The sequence below is a fragment of the Massilia sp. CFBP9012 genome (genome assembly GCF_034045115.1).
Lineage (GTDB): Bacteria > Pseudomonadota > Gammaproteobacteria > Burkholderiales > Burkholderiaceae_D > Telluria.
In genome coordinates, this window is sequence record NZ_JAXCWM010000009.1 from 1 (window position 1) to 24,231 (window position 24,231).

Genomic DNA, 24,231 nt, shown 5'->3' on the forward strand with positions numbered 1-24,231 from the left:
GCCGGGCACACTTGGGTTCCCGCCTCCGCGGGAACGACGTGGTTTTTCCTATGAAGCGGGCTTATTCAAGCGCCCGAAATTATTCCGGACACCAGAGCGCGAAGGCGGGAATCTAAGTCTTATGCTTCACTGCCGCCCTTCCACGGAGCGGCTGCGCTACGAACTTGGATTCCCGCCTTCGCGCACTAGCGTCCGGAATATTTATACGCAACGTATGCATCGTCATCCCCGCGGAGGCGGGGATCCAAGTGAAGTCACAGAATGTTCATGCTCTTGCGCGACCCGAACGTTCATCGGAGGTCGATTTTTAGGCCACTGGCCGTGCACACTTGGGTTCCCGCCAAGGCGCCCGGCGAGGGCGGGAACGACGTGGTTTTTCCTATACAGCGGCCTTTTTCAAGCGGCCGAAATTATTCCGGACACCAGTGCGCCTTCGCGGGAATGACTTGCTGAGGCGACGCGACTGAGCGGGGCCGGGTCGGCCCGTCTCACTCGCCGTCGAGCGCCGTCCTCGCCTGGCTCGCCAACTGGGCCAGCGTAAACGGCTTGGCCAAGGTCCGCGCCCGCTCCGGCATGCCCTCGACCGCCTCCACGTCGCGGGTATGCCCGCTGGTGAACAGCACCGGCAGGCCGGGGCGGCGCTGCAGGGCGCGGGCGGCGAGCTGGCGACCGTCGAGTTCGGGCATCAGCACGTCGGTGAACAGCAAGTCGATCTCGGGATGCGCGTCGAGCAGGCGCAAGGCCGCCGCGGCGCCATCCGCCATGTGCACCGTGTAGCCCAGCATCTGCAGCATCTCGGCCGACAGGCTGCGCACCGCCGCCTCGTCGTCCACCACCAGGACCACTTCGCCGTCGCGCGCGCGGACGATCTCCGGCGCCGCCGCCGGCTGCACGGCCGTGCTGGCTGCCTCCAAGTGGCGCGGCAGGTACAGTTCGACCCGCGTGCCCGCGCCGGGCGTGGACACGATGCGCACCTGGCCGCCGGACTGCTTGACGAAGCCATACACCTGGCTCAGGCCGAGCCCCGTGCCACGCCCCACTTCCTTGGTGGTGAAGAAGGGCTCGAAGGCCTTGTCCAACACCTCGCGCGGCATGCCGGCGCCGGTGTCGGCCACCACGATCATCACGTAGTCGGCCGGGGCGGCATCGCCCAGCTCCACGAAGTCGAACCGGTCGAGCACGCGGTTGGCGGTCTGGATCAGCAACTGGCCACCATGCTCCATCGCATCGCGCGCGTTCACCGCCAGGTTCAGGATCGCATGCTCCAGCTGGTTATGGTCGGCGTGCAGCAGCCAGGGGGCGCCGCCCAGCTCCAGCTCGACGCGGATGCTGCCGCCGAGCGAATGCCGGATCAGCTCGGACATGCCGGCCACCAAGTCGTTGGCGGAGAACGATTCAGGCTGCAGCGGCTGCTGGCGCGCGAAGGCCAGCAGCCGCTGCGTCAGCTGGGCCGCGCGCCGCACGCCGCCCTTGGCGATGGCCACGTAATGCTGGGCGCGTTCGTCGCCCTCGCCCAGGCGCCGGCCGAGCAGCTCCATCGCGTTCGACACCACCGCCAGCATATTGTTGAAATCATGCGCGATGCCGCCGGTGAGCTGGCCGACCGCCTCCATCTTCTGCGACTGGCGCAGCGCTTCTTCCATGCGCGCGTGGCGTTCCAGTTCGCTCGCCACGCGGCGCTCGAGGGTGTCGTTCATGTCGCGCAGCGCCACCTCGGCGCGGTGCCGCTGCGTGATGTCCTGGAACAGCACGGCGACCTGGCGCCGCTCGGGCGGCTCGATGCGCAACGCCGCCAGCTCGAGGAAGCGTCCGGTGTGTTCGAGCTCGCGCTCGAAGCGGATCGGCTGGCCTTCGAGCAGCACCTGGCGGTAGATCTCGATCCAGCCCTCGGCCTCCAGCGGCACCATGTCCCGGACCCGTTGCCCGACCACGTCATCGATGCCGGCATTGGCCGCATAGGCGGGGTTGGCCAGCACGTGCACATAGTCGCTCATCGGGCCATGGGGGCCGTCCAGGAACTCGATCACGCAGAAGCCCTCGTCGATCGATTCGAACAGCGTGCGGAACAGGCGCTCGCTTTCCTGCAGCGCCGCCCGGGTCGCCCGCTGCTCGCTCAGGTCGAGCATGGCGCCGATCATGCGCCGCGCGCGGCCTTCGGCGTCGCGCAGCACGGTGCCGCGGTCGAAGATCTCGGCATAGCTGCCGTCCGCGCGCCGGAAGCGGTATTCGCCCGACCAGCTGCTGCCCTGGCTGTCGATCACCGCGTGGATGGTGCTGTCGATACGCGGCCGGTCCTCGGGGTGGATGTGCTCGAGCCACCAGTCGGCGCTGCTCGCGTCGAACTGGTGGCCGAACAGCGTCTGCACCGCCTGGTTCCAGATGACGTGGCCGTCGGCCATATTCCAGTCCCAGATGGCGTCATTGGTCGACAGCAGGGCAAGCCGGTAACGCTCCGCCGTCTCCTGCGTCTGCGCGGTGCCGCGCGCGGCGGCCGCCTCGCTCTCGCGCAGGCTGCGCCGGGCGGCCACCGTCGCGCTCACGTCCTGCACCGTACACAGCAGGCCGTGCACGCGACCGGCATCGTCGCGTAGCGGCGCGAACGCGAACGTCGCCCAGGCCGGCGCGGCGCCACCGGCGCCGCGCAGTTCCAGTTCATCGATGCGGCCGCCCTGGCCATCGAGCGCCCGCAAGGCCGCAGGCCTCAGCGCATCCCAGGCGTCGCCCCAGGCTTCGGCGGCGGGCGCGCCGGGCCGCCGGTCGCCGGGCGACGGCAGCAAGGCGCCGCAGGCGTCGTTGGCGAGCAGCGCCAGCGCATCGCCCCAGGCCAGCCACATCGGCGCCGGGGATTCGAGGACCAGCGCCGCGGCCAGGCGCAGTGCGGGAGGCCATTCGCACGGGTCGCCCAGCGGCGAATCACGCCATTGCTGCTCGCTCATCCCTGCCTGGCGTAATACGGATGTGTTCATTCAATCGGTGCGGAAGTTAAGAGAACGGCTCAATGGCGAATACCGCGAAGAATAGTACAGGAAGAGGATACAGTTGTCGCTCGGGAAAGTATGCACCTGCGCCGCCAGACGCCGGCCCGATATCGCAACGCGCTACCTCTTCGCGTAAGATATTTCCATAAAGCATCTTAATTTGATCTAGATCAACTTTTTATCCGGATGCCGTTTGCTACACTGCGAGCACGCAGCCAAGCCCCCGCTGCCACTCCTCGTCGACGGGATCCGCGCATTGCAACGATGCGCACAAGCCATGCGAACCGACCGTCCGCGCCTCTCCCGGCAGCACACGACATGTCGTTCCACATCCCGGCCGCGCCGCCGCGCATGACGCATGGCGGCCCGCGTCACAACCCGTATTGCAGTACCCGAAACACGAAGAAGTCGACTATGAAACTAGCAAATTTATCGATTGGAAAACGGCTGTCCGCCGGATTCGGCCTGGTAGGCATCCTGCTCCTCATCATGATCGCGATCGGCAGCACGATGCTCGGCCGCGTCAAGGCCAGCACCGACGAGATCATCGGCCAGCGCATGCCGCGCATCGAGGCCACGCAGCAGCTGCTGTCCGACGTGAACGATATCGCGATCGCCCTGCGCAACCAGATCCTCACCGACCACGCCGACGACCGCGCGGCCCAGTCCCGCGCCATCCTCGCCGCCCGCGACGCGGCCGAGCGCACCTTGCAGTATTTCGACCGCACGCTCGACCGCGCCCGCGGCCGCGAGCTGCTGGCGCAGATCCGCAAGGAGAACGCCCTGTACGTTGCGGGCCAGGACAAGCTGATGCGCACCGTGGAAGGGGGCGACCTGCCTGGCGCGCGCGCGATCCTGACCGACGAGCTGCGTCCCATCCTGGCGCGCCTGAAGGGTGCGGCCACGGCGCTGATCGATTACCAGAAGACGCTCACCACGCAGTCGGCGGCGGCGGCCGACGCGGCCTATACACAATCGATGCTGCTGTCCTGGTCGATCGGCGCCGCGGCGCTGCTGCTGTCGGCGCTCACCGCATGGTGGATCACGGCATCGATCGTGACACCGGTGCGGCGCGCGCTGGAGGTGGCCAATACCGTGGCCGCGGGCGACCTGACCAGCACAATCGACGTCTGCGGCCAGGACGAGACGGGCCAGTTGCTGGCCGCGCTGGGGGCGATGAACGACAGCCTGGCGCGCACCGTCGGCACGGTCCGCGCCGGCACCGAGACCATCGCCGTGGCGGCGGGAGAAGTGGCGGCCGGCAGCCAGGACCTGTCGAGCCGCACCGAACAGCAGGCCAGCGCGCTGGAAGAAACCGCGTCGTCGATGGAAGAGCTGACGTCGACCGTGCGCCAGAGCGCCGACAATGCGCGCCAGGCCAATGCGCTGGCCCAGAGCGCGTCCGGCATCGCGAAACAGGGCGGCGCCGTGGTCGGCCAGGTGGTGGCGACCATGGACGCCATCCGCGCCTCGGCCGAGCGTATCGGCGCCATCATCAACGTCATCGACGGCATCGCCTTCCAGACCAATATCCTGGCGCTCAACGCGTCGGTGGAGGCGGCGCGCGCCGGCGAACAGGGACGCGGCTTCGCCGTCGTTGCCAGCGAGGTGCGCAACCTGGCGCACCGCTCGGCCTCGGCCGCCAGGGAAATAAAGGGCCTGATCGGCGACTCGTCGGCGCGCGTGGCCGACGGCTCGGCCCTGGTCGCGCAGGCCGGCGCCACCATGGACGAGCTCCTGCGCAGCGTGGAGCGGGTCACCGACATCATGGGCGAGATCACCAGCGCTGCGATCGAGCAGTCGGCCGGCATCGAGCAGATCAGCGAAGCGGTGGGCCAGATGGATGCGGTCACCCAGCAGAACGCGGCGCTGGTCGAGCAGTCGGCGGCGGCGTCGGAGACGATGCGCGAACAGGCGGCGGGGCTGGCGCAGGCGGTGGCGGTGTTCCGTCTCGGGGACGCCGCCAACGGGGCGCTCGCGCGGCGCGCGCTCACGCGATCTGGCGTCGCGGCAGCGTGAGAGTGAAGGTCGTGCCGTTGTCCGCGGTCGAGGCGCGCTTCGGCGTGGACTTCGGCTGCGGTATCGGCGCGCTCGCGCTTGCCATGGCCGCGCGATCTGGCGCTGCGTTCGGCCTTGTTCTGCGGCTGAGCCAGGTATTTGGCAAAGGCCTGCAGCATCTAATTGGCGTGGTCGCGCAGTTCAACATCGTCCATGGTCAGTGCGGGCGGCTCGATGGTGCGCGCAAAATCTTCCCAGGCTTGCAGGATAGGTTCCAGATTATCCCGGATAAAATCCCCAAGGCGATTTTTTGTCATTATTATTTTCCCATTTCCCGACGTTGCGCCAATCGCATCGCACCAGATTTTTCATCATAACAGCCACCCTTGATTTGCGTAAAAACCACTCATCATTTACGGCCAATTAAATTCAGAAACAATTAGGACATTCCACCGAAGTCGTGTATCTTTCATTTCTGCACTACATCAAGTCGTTGTTATTGTTGGATTTTCTCTCCAGTCTCGCCGTTTGGCATTCGCGTTTGATTCCCTCCCGTTACACCTTTTCTTGGTCGAATGTGCATCCGAGCAATCTTGCTCAATTTAATGCAAAAGGAAATATCAAATGACTACCCAAACCGGCACCGTAAAATGGTTCAACGATTCCAAGGGCTTCGGCTTCATCGCTCCTGATGCAGGCGGCGCCGATTTATTCGCGCATTTCCAGGATATTCAATCCGAAGGTTTCAAGAGCCTGTCCGAAAACCAGCGCGTGTCCTTCGTGCGCTCGACCGGACCTAAAGGCGATAAAGCAGGAAACATTCTCGCCATCTGATCTGAAAAGCCCGGCGGCGGCGCGCACCACGCAGATAGCGTGGGCGAGGCTGCCGCAGGCTGCAAGCACCTGAGAGCCCGCCATTTTGGCGGGCTTTTTGCTTGGCGCCGCCCATCGCACTGTTGCTTCAGACGCAAACCGCATCTACGCCCAAGTATCTAGCCTCCCTCCCGCCTTATAGTCCATCCGGCCGACCTTCCCTAGGTCGTTGTTGCTCCCGCCAGCCGACCTCCGGCGAATGGCCGCGCACGTCCGCAATCCCTAACCTTGGTGGTAATCGTCCCACCACCCAAGGAGAAAAACATGGGAACCAATAACCATCGTGACAGGCGGCCGCTCGCGGTCCTGGTCAGCAGCACCTTCGCCTTCACGATCTGCTTCGCCATCTGGATGATGTTCGCCGTGCTGGGCATCCCGATCAAGGCCCAGCTCGGCCTCAATGAAACCGAATTCGGCCTGCTGGTCGCCACGCCCGTCCTCACCGGCTCCCTGATCCGCGTCCCGCTCGGGATCTGGACCGACCGACATGGCGGGCGCATCGTGTTCTTCCTGCTGATGCTGGCTTCCGTACTGCCGATCTGGATGATCGGCTACGCCACCGAATTCTGGCACTTCCTCGTCTGCGGCCTGTTCGTCGGACTGGCCGGCGGCTCGTTCTCGGTCGGCACGCCCTATGTGGCGCGCTGGTTCAAGCAGGAGCGGCGCGGCTTCGCGATGGGCGTGTTCGGCGCCGGCAACTCCGGCTCGGCCCTGACCAAGTTCGTGGCCCCGGCCATCATCGCGGCCTGGGGCTGGCAGGCGCTGCCTCACGCCTACGCCGCCCTGATGCTCGGCACCGCCCTGCTGTTCTGGTTCTGCTCCTACTCCGATCCGGCCCACAAGGCGCCCACCGGCGTCAGCTTCGCCCAGCAGATGCAGGTCCTGAAAGACCCGCGCGTGTGGCGCTACTGCCAGTACTACTCGGTGGTGTTCGGCGGCTACGTGGCCCTGGCCCTGTGGATGACCAAGTACTACGTGGGCGAATACGGCTTCGACCTCAAGCTGGCCGCCCTGCTGGCCGCCTGCTTCTCGCTGCCGGGCGGCGTGCTGCGCGCGCTGGGCGGCTGGATCTCGGATAAATACGGCGCCTATAAAGTCACCTGGTGGGTGATGTGGGTGTGCTGGGTGTGCTTCTTCATCCTCTCGTATCCGCAGACCAGCATGACCATCCAGACTGTCGAGGGCGCGATGGGCCTAGACATCGGCCTCGGCCCGGTCATGTTCACCGTGCTGCTGTTCGTGGTCGGCGTCGCCATGGCCATCGGCAAGGCCTCGGTCTTCAAGTTCATCTCGGACGACTTCACCGACAACATCGGCGCCGTCTCGGGCGTGGTCGGCCTGGCCGGCGGCCTGGGCGGCTTCATCCTGCCGATCATGTTCGGCGCCGTGGTCGACCTCACCGGCATCCGCTCCAGCTCCTTCATGCTGCTCTACGGGACCGTCTGCGTCTCGCTGGTCTGGATGCACTTCTCGTTCAAGCCCGGCCGCCAGGACACCCCGGCAGCCCAGGCGGCAGCGCTCGGGCGCGCGGCCTGACATCACCCTACTAAAACCATCTGGAGAACAATGTGAGCCGCTATCTCATCTCGACCTGGGAACCCGAGGTTCCCGCCTTCTGGCAAAGCCAGGGCAAGGCCACCGCCAACCGCAACCTCTGGATCTCGATCCCGGCCCTGATGCTGGCCTTCGCGGTCTGGATGGTGTGGAGCGTGGTCGTGGTCAACCTGCCGAACATCGGCTTCACCTACAGCACCAACCAGCTGTTCTGGCTGGCCGCCGTGCCCGGCCTGTCGGGCGCCACGCTGCGCATCTTCTATTCCTTCATGGTGCCGATCTTCGGCGGACGCAAATGGACCGCCATCTCGACCGCCTCGCTGCTGCTGCCGGCGATCGGCATCGGCTATGCGGTCCAGGACCCGACCACCGGCTACCCCACCATGCTGGTGCTGGCCCTGCTGTGCGGCTTCGGTGGCGGCAACTTCGCCTCGTCGATGGCGAACATCAGCTTCTTCTTCCCCAAGGCGCAGAAAGGCTACGCCCTCGGCATGAACGCGGGTCTCGGCAACCTGGGCGTGTCGGCGGTGCAGTTCGTGGTGCCGCTGGTGATCACCGCCGCCGTCTTCGGCGGCGACCCGCAGACCTGGACCAAGGCCGGCGTGGTCAAGGAGATGTGGCTGCAGAACGCCGGCTTCATCTGGGTGCCCTTCATCGCCCTGACCGCGCTGGCCGCATGGTTCGGGATGAACGACCTGGCATCAAGCAAGGCCTCGTTCGCCGAGCAGGCCGTGATCTTCCGGCGCAAGCACAACTGGCTGATGTGCTGGCTGTACGTCGGCACCTTCGGTTCCTTCATCGGCTATTCGGCCGCATTCCCGCTGCTGACGACCACCCTGTTCCCGCAAGTCGACCCGCTGCAGTACGCCTTCCTCGGCCCGCTGGTCGGCGCCCTGGCGCGCGTGGCCGGCGGCTGGATCTCGGACAAACTGGGTGGTGCGGTGGTCACCCTGTGGACCTTCGTGGCCATGATCGCGGCCGTGATCGGCGTGCTGCAGTTCCTGCCGCTGCAGGGCAATGCGGGGAACTTCTGGGGCTTCTTCTGGATGTTCATGGCGCTGTTCGCCTGCACCGGCGTCGGCAACGCCTCGACCTTCCGCATGATCCCGGTGATCTTCCTGACCCTGCACCAGCGCGCCGCCAAGGGCAAGCCCGAGGCCGTGCAGCAGCAGGCGGTCGTCAACGCCAACAAGGAAGCCGCCGCCGTGCTGGGGTTCACCTCGGCGGTGGCGGCCTATGGCGCCTTCTTCATCCCCAAGAGCTACGGCACCTCGATCGCCCTCACCGGCAGCCCGGGCGCGGCCCTGTGGTGCTTTATCGGCTTCTACGCGACCTGCATCGCGATCACCTGGTGGTACTACTCGCGCAAGGGCGCAGAGATGCCTTGCTAGTTTTTCATTAGATCGAAAGGACTAGTCGGTCTAGTCCCGATGCGACGGCACCGACCGACTTCCTGCGAATACCCGGCGTCGCAGCGCAAACCTACACTGGTTCCAGGCTGTACGCACCAATGGAGAAATCATGAGTCACTTTCTGGACCGCCTGAATTTTTTCGGCAAACCGAAGCAAACCTTCTCGAACGGCCATGGGGCCGTGGTCGAGGAAGACCGCACCTGGGAAAACGCCTATCGGCAGCGCTGGCAGCATGATAAGATCGTGCGCTCGACGCACGGCGTCAACTGCACCGGCTCGTGCAGCTGGAAGGTCTATGTCAAGAACGGCCTGATCACCTGGGAAACCCAGCAGACCGACTACCCGCGCACCCGTCCCGACCTGCCCAACCATGAGCCACGCGGCTGCCCGCGCGGCGCCAGCTACTCGTGGTATGTGTACTCGGCCCAGCGCGTCAAGCACCCGATGGTGCGCGGCCGCCTGATGCAGATGTGGCGCGAAGCGCGCCAGACCATGGATCCTGTCCAGGCCTGGGCCTGGGTCAGCCAGGACCCGGAGCGTGCGCGCAGCTACAAGTCGATCCGCGGCCAGGGCGGCTTCGTGCGCGCCAAATGGGACGACGTCAACGAGATGATCGCCGCCGCCAACGCCCACACCATCAAGGAATACGGGCCTGACCGCATCATCGGCTTCTCGCCGATCCCGGCCATGTCGATGGTGAGCTATGCCGCCGGCACCCGCTACCTGAGCCTGATCGGCGGCGTGGCCATGAGCTTCTACGACTGGTACTGCGACCTGCCGCCGGCCAGCCCGCAAGTCTGGGGCGAACAGACCGACGTGCCGGAATCGGCCGACTGGTACAACTCGACCTACCTGATGGTGTGGGGTTCCAACGTGCCGATGACCCGCACCCCGGACGCCCACTTCTATACCGAGGTACGCTACAAGGGCGCCAAGACCGTGGCCGTGTCCTCGGACTTTGGCGAAATGGCCAAGTTCGGCGACATCTGGCTGGCGCCGAAACAGGGCACCGATGCCGCGCTGGCGATGGCCATGGGCCACGTCATCATGAAGGAATACCACGCCACCGGCAAATCGGCGTACTTCAATGAATACGCCAAGCAGTACACCGACTTCCCGATGCTGGTCATGCTCAAGGAAAAAGACGGCCGGCTCGTGCCCGACTACTTCCTGCGCGCCTCGCACCTAGCCAACAACCTCGACGAGACCAATAACCCGGAGTGGAAAACCCTGGTGCTCGACGGGGCTACCGGCAAGATCGTCGCCCCGAGTGGGTCGATCGGCTTCCGCTGGGGCGAAACCGGCAAGTGGAACCTGGAGCAGAAGGATGGCAGCTCGCGCGCCGCCATCGATCCGCAGCTGTCGCTGCTGGACGCGCACGACGACATCGTCAGCGTCGGCTTCCCCTACTTCGGCGGCAAGGATGCCGACGACCTCCTCGTGCGCAAGGTGCCGGTGAAAAAGGTCACCCTGGCCGACGGCCAGCAAGCCCTGGTCACCACCGTGTTCGACCTGTCGATGGCCAACTACGGCGTGGACCGCGGCATCTGCCCGAATACCCCGAAGAGCTATGACGAAGACCTGCCCTATACCCCGGCGTGGCAGGTCAAGCATACCGGCGTCAAAGCGCTTGATGTGATCACCGTGGCGCGCGAGTTCGCCGACAACGCCGACCGCACCCGCGGCAAGTCGATGGTGATCGTGGGCGCCGCCCTGAACCACTGGTATCACATGGACATGACCTACCGCGGCATCATCAATATGCTGATGATGTGCGGCTGCATCGGCCAGAGCGGCGGCGGCTGGTCGCACTACGTGGGCCAGGAAAAGCTGCGTCCACAGACCGGCTGGACCCCGCTCGCCTTCGCGCTGGACTGGAACCGGCCGTCGCGCCAGATGAACTCGACCTCGTTCTTCTACGCCCACACCAGCCAGTGGCGCCACGAGAAGCTCAATACCTCCGAGATCCTGTGCCCGACCGCAGACGGCGAACGGGCCGAGATGTCCCTGCTCGACTACAACGCCAAGGCCGAGCGCATGGGCTGGTTGCCATCGGCGCCGCAGCTCGAGACCAATCCGCTCGACGTCGTCAGGGCCGCCGAAAGCGCGGGCGAGGATCCCGTCAAGTACGCCGTCGACCAGATCAAGGCTGGCAAGCTGAACCTGTCCTGCGACGACCCGGACAATCCAAAGAACTTCCCGCGCAATATGTTCGTGTGGCGCTCCAACATCCTGGGCAGCTCGGGCAAGGGCCACGAGTACTTCCTGAAGTACCTGCTCGGCACCCAGAACGCCCTGATGAGCGATGAAGACGATTGCGTCAAGCCGCGCGACGTCAAGGTGCGCCCTGCCGCGGAAGGAAAGCTCGACCTGCTGGTGGTGCTCGACTTCCGCATGTCCACCACCTGCCTGTACGGCGACATCGTGCTGCCGACCGCCACCTGGTACGAGAAGGACGACCTGAACACCTCGGACATGCACCCCTTCATCCACCCGCTGTCCGAAGCCGTGCAGCCGCTGTGGGAATCGAAGTCGGACTGGGAGATCTACAAGGGCATCGCCGCCAAGTTCTCCGAGATCGGCGGCGCCTACCTGGGTACGCAAAAAGACCTGGTGCTCACGCCACTGATGCACGACACCCCGGGCGAACTGGGCCAACCCTTCGATCCGAAGGACTGGCGCGCCGGCGAGTGCGAACCGATTCCGGGCAAGACCATGCCAAGCATGACGGTGGTCGAGCGCAACTACGCGGACGTCTATAAAAAATTCACCTCGATCGGACCGCTGCTCGAGAAAGTGGGCAACGGCGGCAAGGGCATCGGCTGGAAGACCGGCCACGAAGTCGACGTCCTGCGCGGCATCAACCGCACCGTGCTGGCCGATGGCGTCTCGAAGGGCCAGCCGCGCCTGGACACCGCGATCGACGCCGCCGAGATGATCCTGTCGCTGGCGCCCGAGACCAATGGCCACGTGGCGGTGAAAGCCTGGGATGCGCTGTCGAAGATGACGGGGCGCGACCACACCCACCTGGCCATCCCGCGCGAGCACGACAGCATCCGCTTCCGCGACATCCAGGCGCAGCCGCGCAAGATCATCTCGTCGCCCACCTGGTCGGGCCTGGAAAGCGAGGAAGTGAGCTACAACGCCTGCTACACCAACGTGCATGAACTGATCCCATGGCGCACCCTCACCGGTCGCCAGCAGTTCTACCAGGACCACGCCTGGATGCGCGACTTCGGCGAGGGACTGTGCGTGTACAAGGCCGCGATCGATACCAAGACCACCGACGCGCTGCTGAATGCACGTCCGAACGGCAACAAGGAGATCGCGCTGAACTTCATCACGCCGCACCAGAAGTGGGGCATCCACTCCACCTATTCGGACAATATGCGGATGCTGACCCTGTCGCGCGGCGGCCCCCACGTGTGGCTGTCCGAGATCGACGCGAAAAATGCCGGGATCGAGGACAACGACTGGATCGAGGTGTTCAACGTCAACGGCACCCTGACCGCGCGCGCCGTGGTGAGCCAGCGCGTCCCCGAGGGCATGACCCTGATGTACCACGCCCAGGAAAAGATCGTGAACGTGCCGGGCGCCGAACTCTCCAAGAAGCGCGGCGGCATCCACAACTCGGTCACCCGCGCCGTCACCAAGCCGACCCACATGATCGGCGGCTATGCCCAGCTGTCGTACGGTTTCAACTACTACGGCACGGTCGGCTCGAACCGCGACGAATTCGTCCTGGTGCGCAAGATGCGCGACGTGGAGTGGATGGAAGGCGCGCGCGACGAGTCGCGTCCGAACGGCGATCCCGGCATCAAGGCACGGCCAGGGGCGGTTGAGAACAACAGGAGTCAAGCATGAAGATCAGAGCACAAATCGGGATGGTCCTGAACCTGGACAAATGTATCGGTTGCCACACCTGCTCGGTGACCTGCAAGAACGTCTGGACCAGCCGCGACGGCGTCGAATACGCCTGGTTCAACAACGTCGAGACCAAGCCGGGCATCGGCTATCCGAAGGAATGGGAAAACCAGGACAAGTGGAACGGCGGCTGGAAGCGTAACGCAGCGGGCAAGATCGAACCGCGCCAGGGCTCGCGCCTGAAAATCCTGGCGAACATCTTCGCCAACCCCAACCTGCCGGCGATCGACGAATACTACGAGCCGTTCACCTATGACTACGAGCGCCTGCAGAACGCGCCCCTGAGCGAAACCCCGCCCACCGCGCGTCCGGTGTCGGTCCTGACCGGCAAGAAGATGGACAAGATCGAGTGGGGCCCGAACTGGGAAGATGACCTGGGCGGCGAGTTCGCCAAGCGCAGCAAGGACAAGCTGTTCGACAATGTGCAGAAAGAGATGTACTCGACCTTCGAGAACACCTTCATGATGTACCTGCCGCGCCTGTGCGAGCATTGCCTCAATCCGGCGTGCGTGGCATCTTGCCCATCGGGCTCGGTCTACAAGCGCGAGGACGACGGCATCGTGCTGATCGACCAGGACAAGTGCCGCGGTTGGCGCATGTGCATCTCGGGTTGCCCATACAAGAAGATCTACTACAATTGGTCGTCGGGCAAGGCCGAGAAGTGCACCTTCTGCTATCCGCGCATCGAGGCCGGCCAGCCGACCGTGTGCTCCGAAACCTGCGTGGGTCGCATCCGCTATCTGGGCGTGCTGCTGTACGACGCCGACAAGATCGAAGCCGCCGCCTCGGTGGCCGACGAACAGGACCTGTACGAATCGCAGCTCGGCCTGTTCCTCGATCCGCACGACCCCGAGGTGATCGCCGAAGCGCGGCGCCAGGGCATCCCGGACGCATGGCTGGAATCGGCCAAGCGCTCGCCGGTGTACAAGATGGCGGTCGAATGGAAGATCGCCTTCCCGCTGCACCCCGAATACCGAACCTTGCCGATGGTGTGGTACATCCCGCCACTGTCGCCTATCCAGGCCGCGGCCGAAAGCGGCAAGATGGGCATGAACGGCATCCTGCCCGACACCCGCAGCCTGCGCATCCCGGTGCGCTATCTCGCCAACCTGCTCACCGCCGGCAAGGAAGCGCCGATCGTCCACGCGCTCGACCGCATGCTGGCGATGCGCGCCTATATGCGGGCAAAGACAGTCGATGGTCAGCCCGACCTGAAGGTGCTGGGCCAGGTGGGCCTGTCCCAGGAAGTGGTCGAGGACATGTACCACATCATGGCCATCGCCAACTACGAAGACCGCTTCGTGATCCCGAGCAGTCACAAGGAGATGGCCGAGGACAGCTTCAACGACAAGGGTTCGTGCGGTTTCTCGTTCGGCAACGGCTGCTCGGACGGCGTCAGCGACGCTTCGCTGTTCGGTAAGAAGAAGCAGGGCTCGACCCACTTCGTCTCGATGCCCAAGTCGCGCAAGAAAAAAGAAGCCGAGCAGGCCTGAAACAGAGGAAACGTCACATCATGAAACACTACCGCATCCTTTCCGCCGTGCTGCTCTACCCCGAGCCGGAGCTGGTCGCTGCACTGCCCGAGGTGGAAGCCGGCCTTGACGCCAGGCCCGGCATGCGCGCCGCCCTGCGGCCGCTGCTGACCCATCTGGCGAACGAAGACCTGATCACGCTGCAGCAGTACTACGTGCAGACCTTCGATCGCACGCCTTCGCACTCGCTACACCTGTTCGAGCACATCCATGGCGAGTCGCGCGACCGGGGCCAGGCCATGGTCGACCTGATGGAGGAATACAAGAAGCACGGCCTGCAGATGGAGGGCGACGAACTGCCCGACTTCGTACCGCTGTTCCTGGAGTTCCTGTCCCAGCTCGAAGGCGAGCTTGACGCCGGCCCGCTGCTGGGCGACGCCGTCCATGTGCTGGCCCATATCGGCAACAAGCTGGCAGCCAACGGCAACGTCTACGCCTGCGTGTTCGACGTGCTGGAACAGCTCAGCCCCGTGCTGGCGGAGGAACTCTCCGAACCGCCGATCAAGGACATGGACGAGGCGCTCGAGACCTTCGGCCCTGGCGTTGACGGAGTCGAGCCACTCCTCAAGCACGCGCCAGGTGGCGCGCAACCGATCAACTTCTATCCGCAAGGCGCCCACCGCGCTCCGGTATCCGCCTGAACAGGAGACCATCATGGACTACGTGAACCAATTCTTCTTCGGGATCTATCCCTATATCGCGCTGGCGATCTTCCTGCTCGGTAGCCTGATCCGCTTCGACCGCGAGCAGTACAGCTGGAAATCCGAATCGACCCAGGTGCTGCACCGGGGCAGCCTGCGCTGGGGCAGCGCGCTATTCCACATCGGCGTCATCGGCCTGCTGTTCGGCCATGCCGTCGGCCTGCTCACCCCGGTCTGGGTATGGGACACCATGGGCATCGCCCACAGCACCAAGCAGATCGTCGCCATGGCCGGCGGCGGCGTGATGGGCCTGATCTGCCTGGTGGGCATCACCATGCTGCTGGTGCGCCGCTTCACCAGCGACCGCCTGCGCCGCGTCACCACCTTCAAGGACAAGATCGTGCTGCTGTGGATCCTGGGCACCCTGTTGCTGGGCCTGGGCTCGATCTTCACTTCCTTCGACCACCTCGACGGCGAAACCATGGTCAGCCTGATGCGCTGGGCCCAGCACATCGTGACCTTCCGCGGCGACGCCGCCTCCTACGTGATCGATGCGCCAGTAATCTTCAAGCTGCACCTGTTCATGGGCATGTCGCTGTTCGTGATCTTCCCGTTCACCCGCCTGGTGCACGTATGGAGCGGCTTCGGCGCCCTGGCTTACCTGGGCCGCGCCTTCCAGCTGGTCCGTCCACGTTAAGGAGCTGCATCATGGGACTGTCCGTCAACGGCGTCGACATCGACGACCACGTCATCGAACGCGAACTGGCGCATCACCAGCACGCCGACAACCCGCTCAAGCAGTCGGTGCACGAAGTGGTGCTGCGCACCCTGCTGCTGCAAGAGGCCGACCGCCTCGGCCTGTGCATGCTGGGCGAGGACGAGGATGCGTGCATCGAGGCGCTGCTGGCGAGCGAAGTGAAAGTACCGCAGGCCGACGATGTCGCCTGCTCTCGTTACTACGCCGCCAATCCACAGCAATTCACCAACGGCGAACTGGTCGAGGCGCGCCATATCCTGTTCCAGGTGACGCCCAACGCGCCGCTGGAACTGCTGCGCGAGACCGCCGAGTCGGTGCTGGCGGCGCTCAAGGCGGCGCCGGAGCGCTTCGACGAACTGGCGCGCCAGTACTCGAACTGCCCGTCCGGCGCCGTCGGCGGCAGCCTGGGCCAACTGGCGCGCGGCCAGTGCGTGCCCGAGTTCGACGCCGTCGTGTTCCGCCTGGAACAAGGCCAGCTGGCCGAGCGCCCGGTGGAGACCCGCTTCGGCCTGCACATCGTGCAGGTGCAGCGCCGGGTCGCGGGTCGCCTGCTGCCGTTCGAGGCGGTGCGCAAGCGGATCGCCGACTACCTGGCCACGGCGGCCTGGCAGCGCGGCGTGCACCAGTACCTGCAATTGCTGGTGGGCCGCGCCGACGTCCAGGGCGTGACGCTCGAAGGCGCCGCCACGCCGCTGGTGCAGTAAGGGGGCGACTTGACCATGCAGATCACCGACTTCAACGATTTTCTCCTGGCCGCACGCGCCCAGGACGAGCCGCAACGGCTGCTGTTCGTGTTCGCCGCGCGCGAGCTGCCACTCAACCATACACCTGGCCAGAAGAAGCGTTTCGAGGCCGGCCAGGGAGGCGCGCTGGCGCCCGTGATGTGCGTCGACAAGGCGGTCGACGAATTGCTGGACTTCGCCACGCTGGTGCGCGAATCGCAGCAGACCGGCCAGCCATGGGACATCGCCTTCGTCGCCGCCCTGCCGGGCATCGACGGCGCCCTGCCCACCGCCCCGGATGTCGAACGCGCGCTCAAGATGATGATCGATGCCGTGCACCGCGGGGCCGTCGAACGCTTCCTGGCGTTCGATGCCGATGGCAAGGTGCTGCGGCTCACGTAGTCCTTGAACCAGTTCAATGCGCCCGGAACCCCGGGTCGCTACAGTCACGGCACGCACCATCAACCTGCATCGCCCATGACACCGACACCTGCCGAACTCCCCACCACCATCCGCCCCCCCATTGAACTGGTCTGCCCCGCCGGCAGCCTGCCCGCCCTCAAGGCCGCCGTCGACAACGGCGCCGACTGCGTCTACCTCGGCTTTCGCGACGCCACCAATGCCCGCAACTTCGCCGGCCTGAACTTCTTTGATGCCGCCATCCGCGCCGGGATAGACTATGCCCACCGGCGCGGCCGCAAGGTCTTCCTGGCCCTGAACACCTATCCCCAGCCGGCCGGCTGGGATGCCTGGCGCGCCGCTATCGACCGCGCCGCCGACTTCGGCATCGACGCCGTCATCCTGGCCGATCCCGGCCTGATGGAATACGCGGCGCGGGTCCATCCCGGGCTGCGCCTGCACCTGTCGGTGCAGGGTTCGGCCACCAACCTGGAAGCCATCGATTTCTATCACCGCCACTTCGGCATCGTACGCGCGGTGCTGCCGCGCGTGCTGTCCCTGGGCCAGGTCGAGCACCTGATAGGCCGCACGCCGGTCGAGATCGAAGTGTTCGGTTTCGGCAGCCTGTGCGTGATGGTCGAGGGCCGCTGCCAGCTGTCGTCCTATGTGACGGGCGAGTCGCCAAACACCCACGGCGTCTGTTCGCCTGCCAAGGCGGTGCGCTGGCAGCACACGCCCAAGGGACTGGAGGCGCGCCTGAACGAGGTGCTGATTGACCGCTACGACGATGGCGAGCACGCCGGCTATCCGACCCTGTGCAAGGGCCGCTTCGACGTCGGCGACGAGACCTATTACGCGGTCGAGGAGCCGGCCAGCCTGAACACGCTCGAGCTCCTGCCCCAGCTGGCCGCCCTCGGCGCGCGCGCGATCAAGATCGAGGGCCGCCAGCGCAGCCCGGCCTATGTGGCCCAGGTGACGCGCGTCTGGCGCGAGGCGATCGACACCTGCCTGTCGGGCCAGCGCTTCTCGCTCAAGCCGGCCTGGATGGCGGAACTCGACAAGGTGGCCGAAGGACGCCAGCACACGCTGGGCGCCTATCACCGTCCCTGGAAATAAAGAATATGAAGATCTCTCTTGGCCCCCTCCAGTACTACTGGCCGCGCGCCACCGTGTTCGCCTTCTACGAGGCGCTCGCCACCAGCCCGGTCGACATCGTCCATCTCGGCGAGGCCGTGTGCTCGCGCCGCCACGAGCTGCGCCTGCCCGACTGGCTGGCCCTGGCCGAGCTGCTGCAGGGGGCCGGCAAGCAGGTGGTGCTGTCGACCCAGGTGCTGATCGAATCCCATTCCGACCTTGGCGCCATGCGCCGCGTCGCCGCCAACGGCCGCTTCCTGGTCGAGGCCAACGATATGGGCGCCGTCAACTGCATGAGCGGCCAACCCTTCGTGGCCGGGCCGCACCTGAACCTGTACAGCGCCCAGTCGCTCGGCATCGTGGCGCGCCTGGGCGCCACCCGCTGGGTAATGCCGCTCGAGATGTCGAAAGCCGGCCTGGCCGCGCTGCTGGCCGCGCTTCGGGCCGACTGTCCGGAAGGCCTGGAGACCGAGGTATTCGCTTATGGCCGCCTGCCGCTCGCCTTCTCGGCGCGCTGCTTCACCGCGCGCCAGCGCAACCTGCCGAAGGACGATTGCCGCTTCAGCTGCATCGAGCATCCGGACGGGCTGGTGATGCAGACCCGTGAAAAACAATCCTTCCTGGTCCTGAACGGCATCCAGACCCAGTCGGCCCTGGTCTACAACCTGGTGGGCGAGCTCGATGCCATGCGCGCCATGGGCGTGGACGTGGTGCGTCTCAGCCCGCAATCGAACAATATGCCCGCCATCGTGGCCCTGGTGCGCGCCTCCCTGGACGGCGCCATTGCCCCTGGCGATGCGGCCGCGCGCATGGCGCCCCTGATGCCGGCCGAGGCCTGCGACGGTTTCTGGCATGGCCGGCCGGGACTCGAACGCGTCGCTGCCTGAACCGCCGCCCGACCACACGACAAGGAACCGCCATGCACCCTGAATCGCAGCCCCTGCCCGCTCCCCTCAAGCGCCTGCTGTCCCTGCTGCCGGCCGCCCCCGGCTCGCGCCTGTTCGCCACCGCGCTCAACCTGGCGCTGGTGCGCCACCTGCCCGACGACGTGCGCGCCGTCCTGCGCGGCAAGCGCCTGCGCCTGTGCGCGCCGGATACCGGCCTCGCCTTCGACTTCGTCTGGAACGGCAGCGCCTTCGGTCCGGCCGCGCGCAGCCAGGCGCCCGACCTCACCATCAGCGCCAGCCTGCACGACTTTGCCCAGCTGGCTGCACGCAAGGAAGACCCGGACACCCTGTTCTTCAGCCGCCGCCTGCTGATGGAAGGCGACACCGAACTCGGGCTGACCATCAAGAACACGCTCGACGCGATCGACGGCCCGGTGTTCGACCCGGCCCGGCTGGCGCCGCACCGGGTGCTGGCGTCGCTCATCCCGCGGCGCCCCGGCGTACCGCCCCGTCCCCATTGAAAGGCCCTCATGGACAAGTCGACTTTCCCCATCGTGTATTCGTGCTCGGGCTGTTCCAGCGCCGCCCAGACCGCCAACCAGGTCGCCCTCGAACTCGACCGCATGGGCGTGGCCGAGATGTCCTGCATCGCCGGCATCGGCGGCGACGTCAAGCCGATCCTCAAGCTGGCGCGATCCGGCCGGCCGCTGGCCGTGATCGACGGCTGCCCGCTGCTGTGCGCCCGCAGCTGCCTGGCGCGGCACGGCATCGAGCCCCAGCTGCACTGGCAGCTGGCCGAACACGGCGTCAAGAAACGCTTTCACCATGACGTCGATCCGGACCAGGCGCGCACGATGACGGCGCTGATCGCACAAGACCTGGCCACGCTGTCGGAATCTTGAACCGGTTCAAGGCGCCGGGCGCCCGAAGCGCGGATAGTGGACGAACACCTAACCCACAGGATCGAACGATCCACGATCCGTAGAATTCGATGAACGCCAAAGACCACCTGTTTACCGCGGCGATGCCTCCACAAGAGGTATCGACCGACGTCCTGCGCGAAAAATACGCGCGCGGCCTGGAAACCTCGATCGAGGAAGTGCGCGCCCGCGTGGCGCATGCGCTGGCAAGCCATGAGCCGCAAGCCCTGCGCGCCGAGATGGAGCAGCGCTTCCTGTGGGCCCAGGAACACGGCTTCGTGCCGGCCGGCCGCATCAACTCCGCCGCGGGCCTGGGCATCAAGGCCACCCTGATGAACTGCTTCGTGCAGCCGGTGGGCGACTCGATCACCGGCGACGCCGACGGCCTGCCCGGCATCTACACGGCGGTAGCGGAAGCCGCCGAGACCATGCGCCGCGGCGGCGGCGTCGGCTATGACTTCAGCCCGATCCGCCCGGCCGGCAGCCTGGTCAAGGGCACGCACTCGCGCGCCTCCGGCCCGGTGTCGTATATGGAAGTGTTCGACGCCTCCTGCCGCACGGTCGAATCGGCCGGCGCCCGCCGCGGCGCCCAGATGGGCGTGCTGCGCATCGACCATCCCGATATCGAGCGCTTCATCGCCGCCAAGGACGGCGGCGCCTTCAGCAATTTCAACCTGTCGGTGGGCGTCAGCGACGCCTTCATGGAGGCGGTGCTGGCCGACGAAGCCGTCGAGCTGGTGCACCGCGCCCCGCCGGCCCAGGACGCCATCGACGCCGGCGCCTTCCAGCGCGACGACGGCCTGTGGGTATACCGCAGCGTGCCGGCCCGGACGCTGTGGGACAAGGTGGTCGGCTCGACCTACGACCACGCCGAGCCGGGCGTGCTGTTCATCGACCGCATGAACGCAGAAAACAACCTGTACTGGTGCGAGCGGCTGGCGGCCACCAATCCCTGCGGCGAGCAACCGCTGCCGCCTTATGGCTGCTGCGATCTCGGTTCGCTCAACCTGACCCGCTTCGTCAGCCAGCCCTTCACCCCCGGCGCCGCCTTCGACTTCGACACCATGCGCGAAGTCGCCGCGATCGGCGTGCGCATGCTCGACCTGGTTCTCGACGCCAACCAGTGGCCGCTGCCGCAGCAGGCCGAGGAAGGCGCCAGCAAGCGCCGCATCGGCGTGGGCTTCATGGGCCTGGGCAGCGCCCTGGTGATGCTCGGCCTGCGCTACGACGCGCCGGAAGGTCGCGCCATGGCGGCCTGCATCGCGCGCGAGCTGCGCAACGCCGCCTATGCGGCCTCGATCGCGCTGGCCCGCGAGAAGGGTCCGTTCCCGCTGTTCGACGCCGAGCGCTACCTGGCCGGACAGTTCGTCGCCCGCCTGCCGGATGCGCTGCGCGAAGACATCGCGCGCCACGGCATCCGCAATTCGCACCTGCTGTCGATCGCGCCGACCGGGACCATCTCGCTGGCCTTCGCCGACAATGCCTCGAACGGCATCGAGCCGGCTTTTTCGTGGGTGTACCAGCGCAGGAAGCGCATGCCGGACGACTCCATCCGCACCTATGAGGTCGCGGACCACGCCTGGCGCCTGTATCGTCACCTCGGTCTCCAGGCCGACGGTGAGCCGCTGCCGCCGCAGTTCGTCACCGCGCTCGAGATGGCGGCGCTCGACCACCTGCGCATGATGGAGGCGGTGCAGCCCTATGTCGACACGGCGATCTCGAAGACCGTCAACGTGCCGGCCGATTATCCCTATGCCGAATTCAAGGACCTGTACACCGAGGCCTGGCGCGCCGGCCTGAAAGGCCTGGCCACCTACCGTCCGAACAGCGTCACCGGCAGCGTGCTGAGCGTGGAAACGCCGGCGCCGGCCCCGGCATCGACTTCGCCCGCGCCGTCGGACGACGATCCGCTGCGCAAGCGCTTTGAATCTCGCCCGCTGGGCGAGCTGGAGTCGCTCACCTCCAAGGTCGAGTACACGACCCAGGAAGGCAAGAAGGCGGTCTACCTGACCATCAGTTTCCTGCGCGTGGAGGGCCTGCACGACGGGCGAGCGGTGACCATCGAGCGGCCCTTCGAATTCTTCATGCCGGCCAACCAGCGCAGCGACGGCCACCAATGGATCACCTCGACCATGCGCCTGCTGTCGCTGGCGGCGCGCGCCGGCAGCCCGGTGGCCAAGGCCCTGGCCGACATGCGCGAAGTGGTGTGGGAAAAAGGTCCGGTGCGCTGCGGCCACCTGATCCGCGAGGATGGCGTCCAGGTACCGGTCTACCACGATTCCGAAGTGGCGGCGATCGCCTTCATGCTGCAGCGGATGCTGATCCGGCGCGGCTTCCTGGACACCTGGGGCAACCAGGTTCCGGTCGATCAGCTCGACCGCGCACTGGCGGCGCGCGCGGCGGACCATGAAGAAGCCATGCCGGCGCCGCATGCTGAAAGCATCTCCGTCGAGCCGCGCACGGCCGCCGCCAAGTGCCCGGAATGCGGCGCCCGCGCCCTGCACAAGGTCGATGGCTGCGCGCACTGCGCCGAATGCCATTACATCGGCAGCTGCGGCTGACCGTTCATCACCACCGAAAGGATCCAATCATGGAACACCGACTGCAACTGGACGCCGCGCTGGACCAGCCCGGCGCCGACCACATCCTGTACTGGCTGCGCGCCATCCCCGGCGTGAACGCGGTCGAAGCCAATGCCGGCGCCAGCCAGGTAAGGGTGCTGTACGACGGCGAGCTGACCTCGTCGCGCGAGATCGACATCACGGCCACGCGCGCGGGCTTCCCGGTGCGCCAAGCGCGCGCTGGCGGCTGCTGCGGCGCCTGCGGCGGGGCCTAGCGCCGCAGGAGTCTAGATGCTGCTCAGGTAATCCGCCGCGTCCGGCCTCGGGCGCGGCGGTTTTTCAATTCCCGCCGTACCCACGCCGATGAAGCAGATCGCGCGCTCGTGCGCTTCCAGGCGCAACAGGCGCCTCATGCCCGGCGCGTCCATGGCGGCGCCGCTGGCCAGGCCGGTCGCGAAGCCCGCCGCGCCGGCCGCTAGCAGCAGGTTCTGCAAGGCGCAGCCGAGCGAAACCAGCTTTTCGGACACGGGAATCACCTTGGCCGCCGCATCGTCGCGCAGCACCGCCACCAGCAGGCAAGGCGCACGCTGCGCCTTGTCGCGCGCGGTGGCCAGCGCTTCTTCGCCGCAGCCGGGGTCGCGCTCGGCCAGGGCTTCGGCGAACACCTCGCCCAGGTCGGCGCGCCGATCTTGCGGGATGAGCACGAAGCGCCACGGCCGCAGCAGGCCATGGTCGGGCGCATGCGCCGCCGCTTCGACCATGCGTTCCAGCGCTTGCGCATCTGGCCCCGGCGCGTGCAGGCGCCGCAGCGTGAAATTGCGGCGCGCCGCCACGAGGGCCTGGAAATCGCCGCCGGCGTCGGATTGGGGAATGTTCATGCGCGCAGTATAACGAGAGCGGCGCCAGCCTGCAGATGCCGTATGGCGTAGTTCGAATGGCTACCGTCGCCATGCGCGCCCAGCCTGCGGAATGCGGGCGTTGGGTCAGTTTCCGGCGCCATCTGAAGTCACGTCCGAAAACTTATTTTTACCACGTTTTCGGCCACAAATGCCATCCAGAATCAGGGGGACGCCAGGCTCGCCAAATATGGGCTGGCGAGCCAGGCGCCGCAGGGATGTAATGGAGCTCCATCCACAAGGAGAACCATGATGACCACCAAACCATCCACCATCGGCCGCGCACTCGCCTGCGTCCTCGCCGGCGCCCTTTTCGCCACCGGCGCCGCCGCCCAGATCCCCGCGAAATACGCCGATCCCGCCAAGCCGGCCCTGCCCGATCCGGGCATGCAGCTCGACCTGAAGCGCACGGCGCTGGTCGTGATCGATCCGCAGATCGACTTCATGAGCGCCAAGGGCGCGGCCTGGGGCGTGGTCGGCGAAAGCGTCACCGAGCAGAACCTGGTGCCGAACCTGACCAAGCTGTTCAAGGCCTCGAAGGCGGCCGGCATCGTGGTGTCGATCTCGCCGCACTATTACTACCCGCACGACCACGCCTGGAAGCACGGCGGCCCGGCCGAGATCTTCCAGCACAAGATCAAGATCTTCGACCGCCCCAGCGCCCTGAGCCTGGATGGCTTTCGCGGCTCCGGCGCCGACTTCATGCCCGAGTTCAAACAGTTTATCGAGGACGGCAAGACCGTCGTCGCCTCGCCGCACAAGCTGTACGGCCCGCAGTCGAACGACCTGATGCTCCAGCTACGCAAGCAGGGCGTGGACAAGATCATCCTGGCCGGCATGCTGTCGAACCTGTGCGTGGAGTCGCACCTGCGCGAATTCCTCGAGCGCGGTTTCGAGGTGGCCGTGGTGCGCGATGCGGTCGCCGGCCCCAAGACGCCGGAAGGCGACGGCTACGCCAGCGCGCTGGTCAACTACCGCTACATCGCCAACGCGCTGTGGACCACCGACCAGACTGTACAAAAGCTCCAGGGCGGCAAGTAAG

At 66.1% G+C, this 24,231-nt stretch carries 20 protein-coding genes; 18 read left to right on the top strand and 2 right to left on the bottom strand.

Features of this window, described 5'->3' with window-relative positions; translation table 11 throughout:
* Positions 1–488: 488 nt before the first annotated feature.
* Positions 489–2,966: a PAS domain-containing protein gene (locus SOM61_RS15965; protein ID WP_320474992.1), complete on the bottom strand. Its 2,478-nt coding sequence runs from the start codon at positions 2,964–2,966 to the stop codon at positions 489–491.
* Between the two features lie 426 nt (positions 2,967–3,392).
* On the opposite strand from SOM61_RS15965, the gene SOM61_RS15970 reads away from it, so the two are divergent.
* The 17 genes from SOM61_RS15970 (at position 3,393) to SOM61_RS16050 (ending at position 22,568) form a co-directional block, all read left to right on the top strand.
* Positions 3,393–4,997, top strand: coding sequence for a methyl-accepting chemotaxis protein (locus SOM61_RS15970; protein WP_320474993.1), 1,605 nt, complete (start codon positions 3,393–3,395; stop codon positions 4,995–4,997).
* A 2-nt stretch (positions 4,998–4,999) separates the two neighbouring features.
* Entirely contained in the window at positions 5,000–5,353 is a 354-nt protein-coding gene (locus SOM61_RS15975; RefSeq protein WP_320474994.1) for a hypothetical protein, read from the top strand.
* A 247-nt stretch (positions 5,354–5,600) separates the two neighbouring features.
* Entirely contained in the window at positions 5,601–5,810 is a 210-nt protein-coding gene (locus SOM61_RS15980; protein ID WP_123070176.1) for a cold-shock protein, read from the top strand.
* Between the two features lie 303 nt (positions 5,811–6,113).
* On the top strand, positions 6,114–7,385 hold the full coding sequence (locus SOM61_RS15985) for an MFS transporter (protein ID WP_320474995.1): 1,272 nt from the start codon (positions 6,114–6,116) through the stop codon (positions 7,383–7,385).
* Between the two features lie 32 nt (positions 7,386–7,417).
* On the top strand, positions 7,418–8,794 hold the full coding sequence (locus SOM61_RS15990; RefSeq protein ID WP_320474996.1) for a NarK family nitrate/nitrite MFS transporter: 1,377 nt from the start codon (positions 7,418–7,420) through the stop codon (positions 8,792–8,794).
* A 130-nt stretch (positions 8,795–8,924) separates the two neighbouring features.
* Complete coding sequence (locus SOM61_RS15995) at positions 8,925–12,680, top strand: nitrate reductase subunit alpha (protein WP_320474997.1); 3,756 nt, start codon at positions 8,925–8,927, stop codon at positions 12,678–12,680.
* Positions 12,677–14,233 carry a nitrate reductase subunit beta gene (narH, locus tag SOM61_RS16000; protein ID WP_320474998.1) on the top strand — a complete coding sequence of 519 codons (1,557 nt, stop codon included), beginning with the start codon at positions 12,677–12,679 and terminating at the stop codon, positions 14,231–14,233. Before SOM61_RS15995 ends, narH begins: the two co-directional genes overlap by 4 nt.
* A gap of 20 nt (positions 14,234–14,253) precedes the next feature.
* Positions 14,254–14,913, top strand: coding sequence for a nitrate reductase molybdenum cofactor assembly chaperone (narJ, locus tag SOM61_RS16005; RefSeq protein WP_320474999.1), 660 nt, complete (start codon positions 14,254–14,256; stop codon positions 14,911–14,913).
* A 13-nt stretch (positions 14,914–14,926) separates the two neighbouring features.
* Positions 14,927–15,610 carry a respiratory nitrate reductase subunit gamma gene (gene narI / locus SOM61_RS16010; RefSeq protein ID WP_320475000.1) on the top strand — a complete coding sequence of 228 codons (684 nt, stop codon included), beginning with the start codon at positions 14,927–14,929 and terminating at the stop codon, positions 15,608–15,610.
* Positions 15,611–15,621: 11 nt separating this feature from the next.
* Positions 15,622–16,374 carry a peptidylprolyl isomerase gene (locus SOM61_RS16015; protein ID WP_320475001.1) on the top strand — a complete coding sequence of 251 codons (753 nt, stop codon included), beginning with the start codon at positions 15,622–15,624 and terminating at the stop codon, positions 16,372–16,374.
* A 15-nt stretch (positions 16,375–16,389) separates the two neighbouring features.
* A complete protein-coding gene (locus SOM61_RS16020) occupies positions 16,390–16,794 on the top strand; it encodes a ribonucleotide reductase subunit alpha (RefSeq protein WP_320475189.1) in 405 nt (134 codons plus the stop codon).
* 75 nt (positions 16,795–16,869) lie between these two features.
* Positions 16,870–17,907 carry a ubiquinone anaerobic biosynthesis protein UbiU gene (gene ubiU / locus SOM61_RS16025; RefSeq protein ID WP_320475002.1) on the top strand — a complete coding sequence of 346 codons (1,038 nt, stop codon included), beginning with the start codon at positions 16,870–16,872 and terminating at the stop codon, positions 17,905–17,907.
* A gap of 5 nt (positions 17,908–17,912) precedes the next feature.
* Positions 17,913–18,812 carry a U32 family peptidase gene (locus SOM61_RS16030; RefSeq protein ID WP_320475003.1) on the top strand — a complete coding sequence of 300 codons (900 nt, stop codon included), beginning with the start codon at positions 17,913–17,915 and terminating at the stop codon, positions 18,810–18,812.
* Positions 18,813–18,844: 32 nt separating this feature from the next.
* The gene (gene ubiT / locus SOM61_RS16035) at positions 18,845–19,333 is read left to right on the top strand and encodes a ubiquinone anaerobic biosynthesis accessory factor UbiT (protein WP_320475004.1); all 489 of its coding nucleotides are present in this window, start codon (positions 18,845–18,847) and stop codon (positions 19,331–19,333) included.
* A gap of 9 nt (positions 19,334–19,342) precedes the next feature.
* Complete coding sequence (locus SOM61_RS16040) at positions 19,343–19,714, top strand: putative zinc-binding protein (protein ID WP_320475005.1); 372 nt, start codon at positions 19,343–19,345, stop codon at positions 19,712–19,714.
* An 89-nt stretch (positions 19,715–19,803) separates the two neighbouring features.
* Positions 19,804–22,293, top strand: coding sequence for an adenosylcobalamin-dependent ribonucleoside-diphosphate reductase (locus SOM61_RS16045; RefSeq protein WP_320475006.1), 2,490 nt, complete (start codon positions 19,804–19,806; stop codon positions 22,291–22,293).
* 29 nt (positions 22,294–22,322) lie between these two features.
* Complete coding sequence (locus tag SOM61_RS16050) at positions 22,323–22,568, top strand: hypothetical protein (RefSeq protein WP_320475007.1); 246 nt, start codon at positions 22,323–22,325, stop codon at positions 22,566–22,568.
* Positions 22,569–22,580: 12 nt separating this feature from the next.
* Here the strand turns inward: SOM61_RS16050 and SOM61_RS16055 are convergent, their stop codons facing one another.
* Positions 22,581–23,171 (bottom strand): nitroreductase family protein, encoded by a 591-nt coding sequence (locus SOM61_RS16055; protein ID WP_320475008.1) that lies wholly within the window; start codon positions 23,169–23,171, stop codon positions 22,581–22,583.
* A 267-nt stretch (positions 23,172–23,438) separates the two neighbouring features.
* Here SOM61_RS16055 and SOM61_RS16060 point away from each other — a divergent pair, with 267 nt between their 5' ends.
* A complete protein-coding gene (locus SOM61_RS16060) occupies positions 23,439–24,230 on the top strand; it encodes a cysteine hydrolase family protein (RefSeq protein WP_475439530.1) in 792 nt (263 codons plus the stop codon).
* The last annotated feature ends 1 nt before the right edge of the window (position 24,231 follow it).

What these genes read in the sequence shown, in the direction of transcription:
- narJ (WP_320474999.1), top strand. Translation starts at nt 14,254, where the DNA reads ATGAAACACTACCGCATCCTTTCCGCCGTGCTGCTCTACCCCGAGCCG.
- SOM61_RS15985 (WP_320474995.1), top strand. Translation starts at nt 6,114, where the DNA reads ATGGGAACCAATAACCATCGTGACAGGCGGCCGCTCGCGGTCCTGGTC.
- SOM61_RS15970 (WP_320474993.1), top strand. Translation starts at nt 3,393, where the DNA reads ATGAAACTAGCAAATTTATCGATTGGAAAACGGCTGTCCGCCGGATTC.
- SOM61_RS16040 (WP_320475005.1), top strand. Translation starts at nt 19,343, where the DNA reads ATGGACAAGTCGACTTTCCCCATCGTGTATTCGTGCTCGGGCTGTTCC.
- ubiU (WP_320475002.1), top strand. Translation starts at nt 16,870, where the DNA reads ATGACACCGACACCTGCCGAACTCCCCACCACCATCCGCCCCCCCATT.
- narH (WP_320474998.1), top strand. Translation starts at nt 12,677, where the DNA reads ATGAAGATCAGAGCACAAATCGGGATGGTCCTGAACCTGGACAAATGT.
- SOM61_RS16055 (WP_320475008.1), bottom strand. Translation starts at nt 23,171, where the DNA reads ATGAACATTCCCCAATCCGACGCCGGCGGCGATTTCCAGGCCCTCGTG.
- SOM61_RS15995 (WP_320474997.1), top strand. Translation starts at nt 8,925, where the DNA reads ATGAGTCACTTTCTGGACCGCCTGAATTTTTTCGGCAAACCGAAGCAA.
- SOM61_RS16030 (WP_320475003.1), top strand. Translation starts at nt 17,913, where the DNA reads ATGAAGATCTCTCTTGGCCCCCTCCAGTACTACTGGCCGCGCGCCACC.
- narI (WP_320475000.1), top strand. Translation starts at nt 14,927, where the DNA reads ATGGACTACGTGAACCAATTCTTCTTCGGGATCTATCCCTATATCGCG.
- SOM61_RS15965 (WP_320474992.1), bottom strand. Translation starts at nt 2,966, where the DNA reads ATGAACACATCCGTATTACGCCAGGCAGGGATGAGCGAGCAGCAATGG.
- SOM61_RS15980 (WP_123070176.1), top strand. Translation starts at nt 5,601, where the DNA reads ATGACTACCCAAACCGGCACCGTAAAATGGTTCAACGATTCCAAGGGC.
- SOM61_RS16060 (WP_475439530.1), top strand. Translation starts at nt 23,439, where the DNA reads ATGATGACCACCAAACCATCCACCATCGGCCGCGCACTCGCCTGCGTC.
- ubiT (WP_320475004.1), top strand. Translation starts at nt 18,845, where the DNA reads ATGCACCCTGAATCGCAGCCCCTGCCCGCTCCCCTCAAGCGCCTGCTG.
- SOM61_RS16015 (WP_320475001.1), top strand. Translation starts at nt 15,622, where the DNA reads ATGGGACTGTCCGTCAACGGCGTCGACATCGACGACCACGTCATCGAA.
- SOM61_RS16045 (WP_320475006.1), top strand. Translation starts at nt 19,804, where the DNA reads ATGAACGCCAAAGACCACCTGTTTACCGCGGCGATGCCTCCACAAGAG.
- SOM61_RS16050 (WP_320475007.1), top strand. Translation starts at nt 22,323, where the DNA reads ATGGAACACCGACTGCAACTGGACGCCGCGCTGGACCAGCCCGGCGCC.
- SOM61_RS16020 (WP_320475189.1), top strand. Translation starts at nt 16,390, where the DNA reads ATGCAGATCACCGACTTCAACGATTTTCTCCTGGCCGCACGCGCCCAG.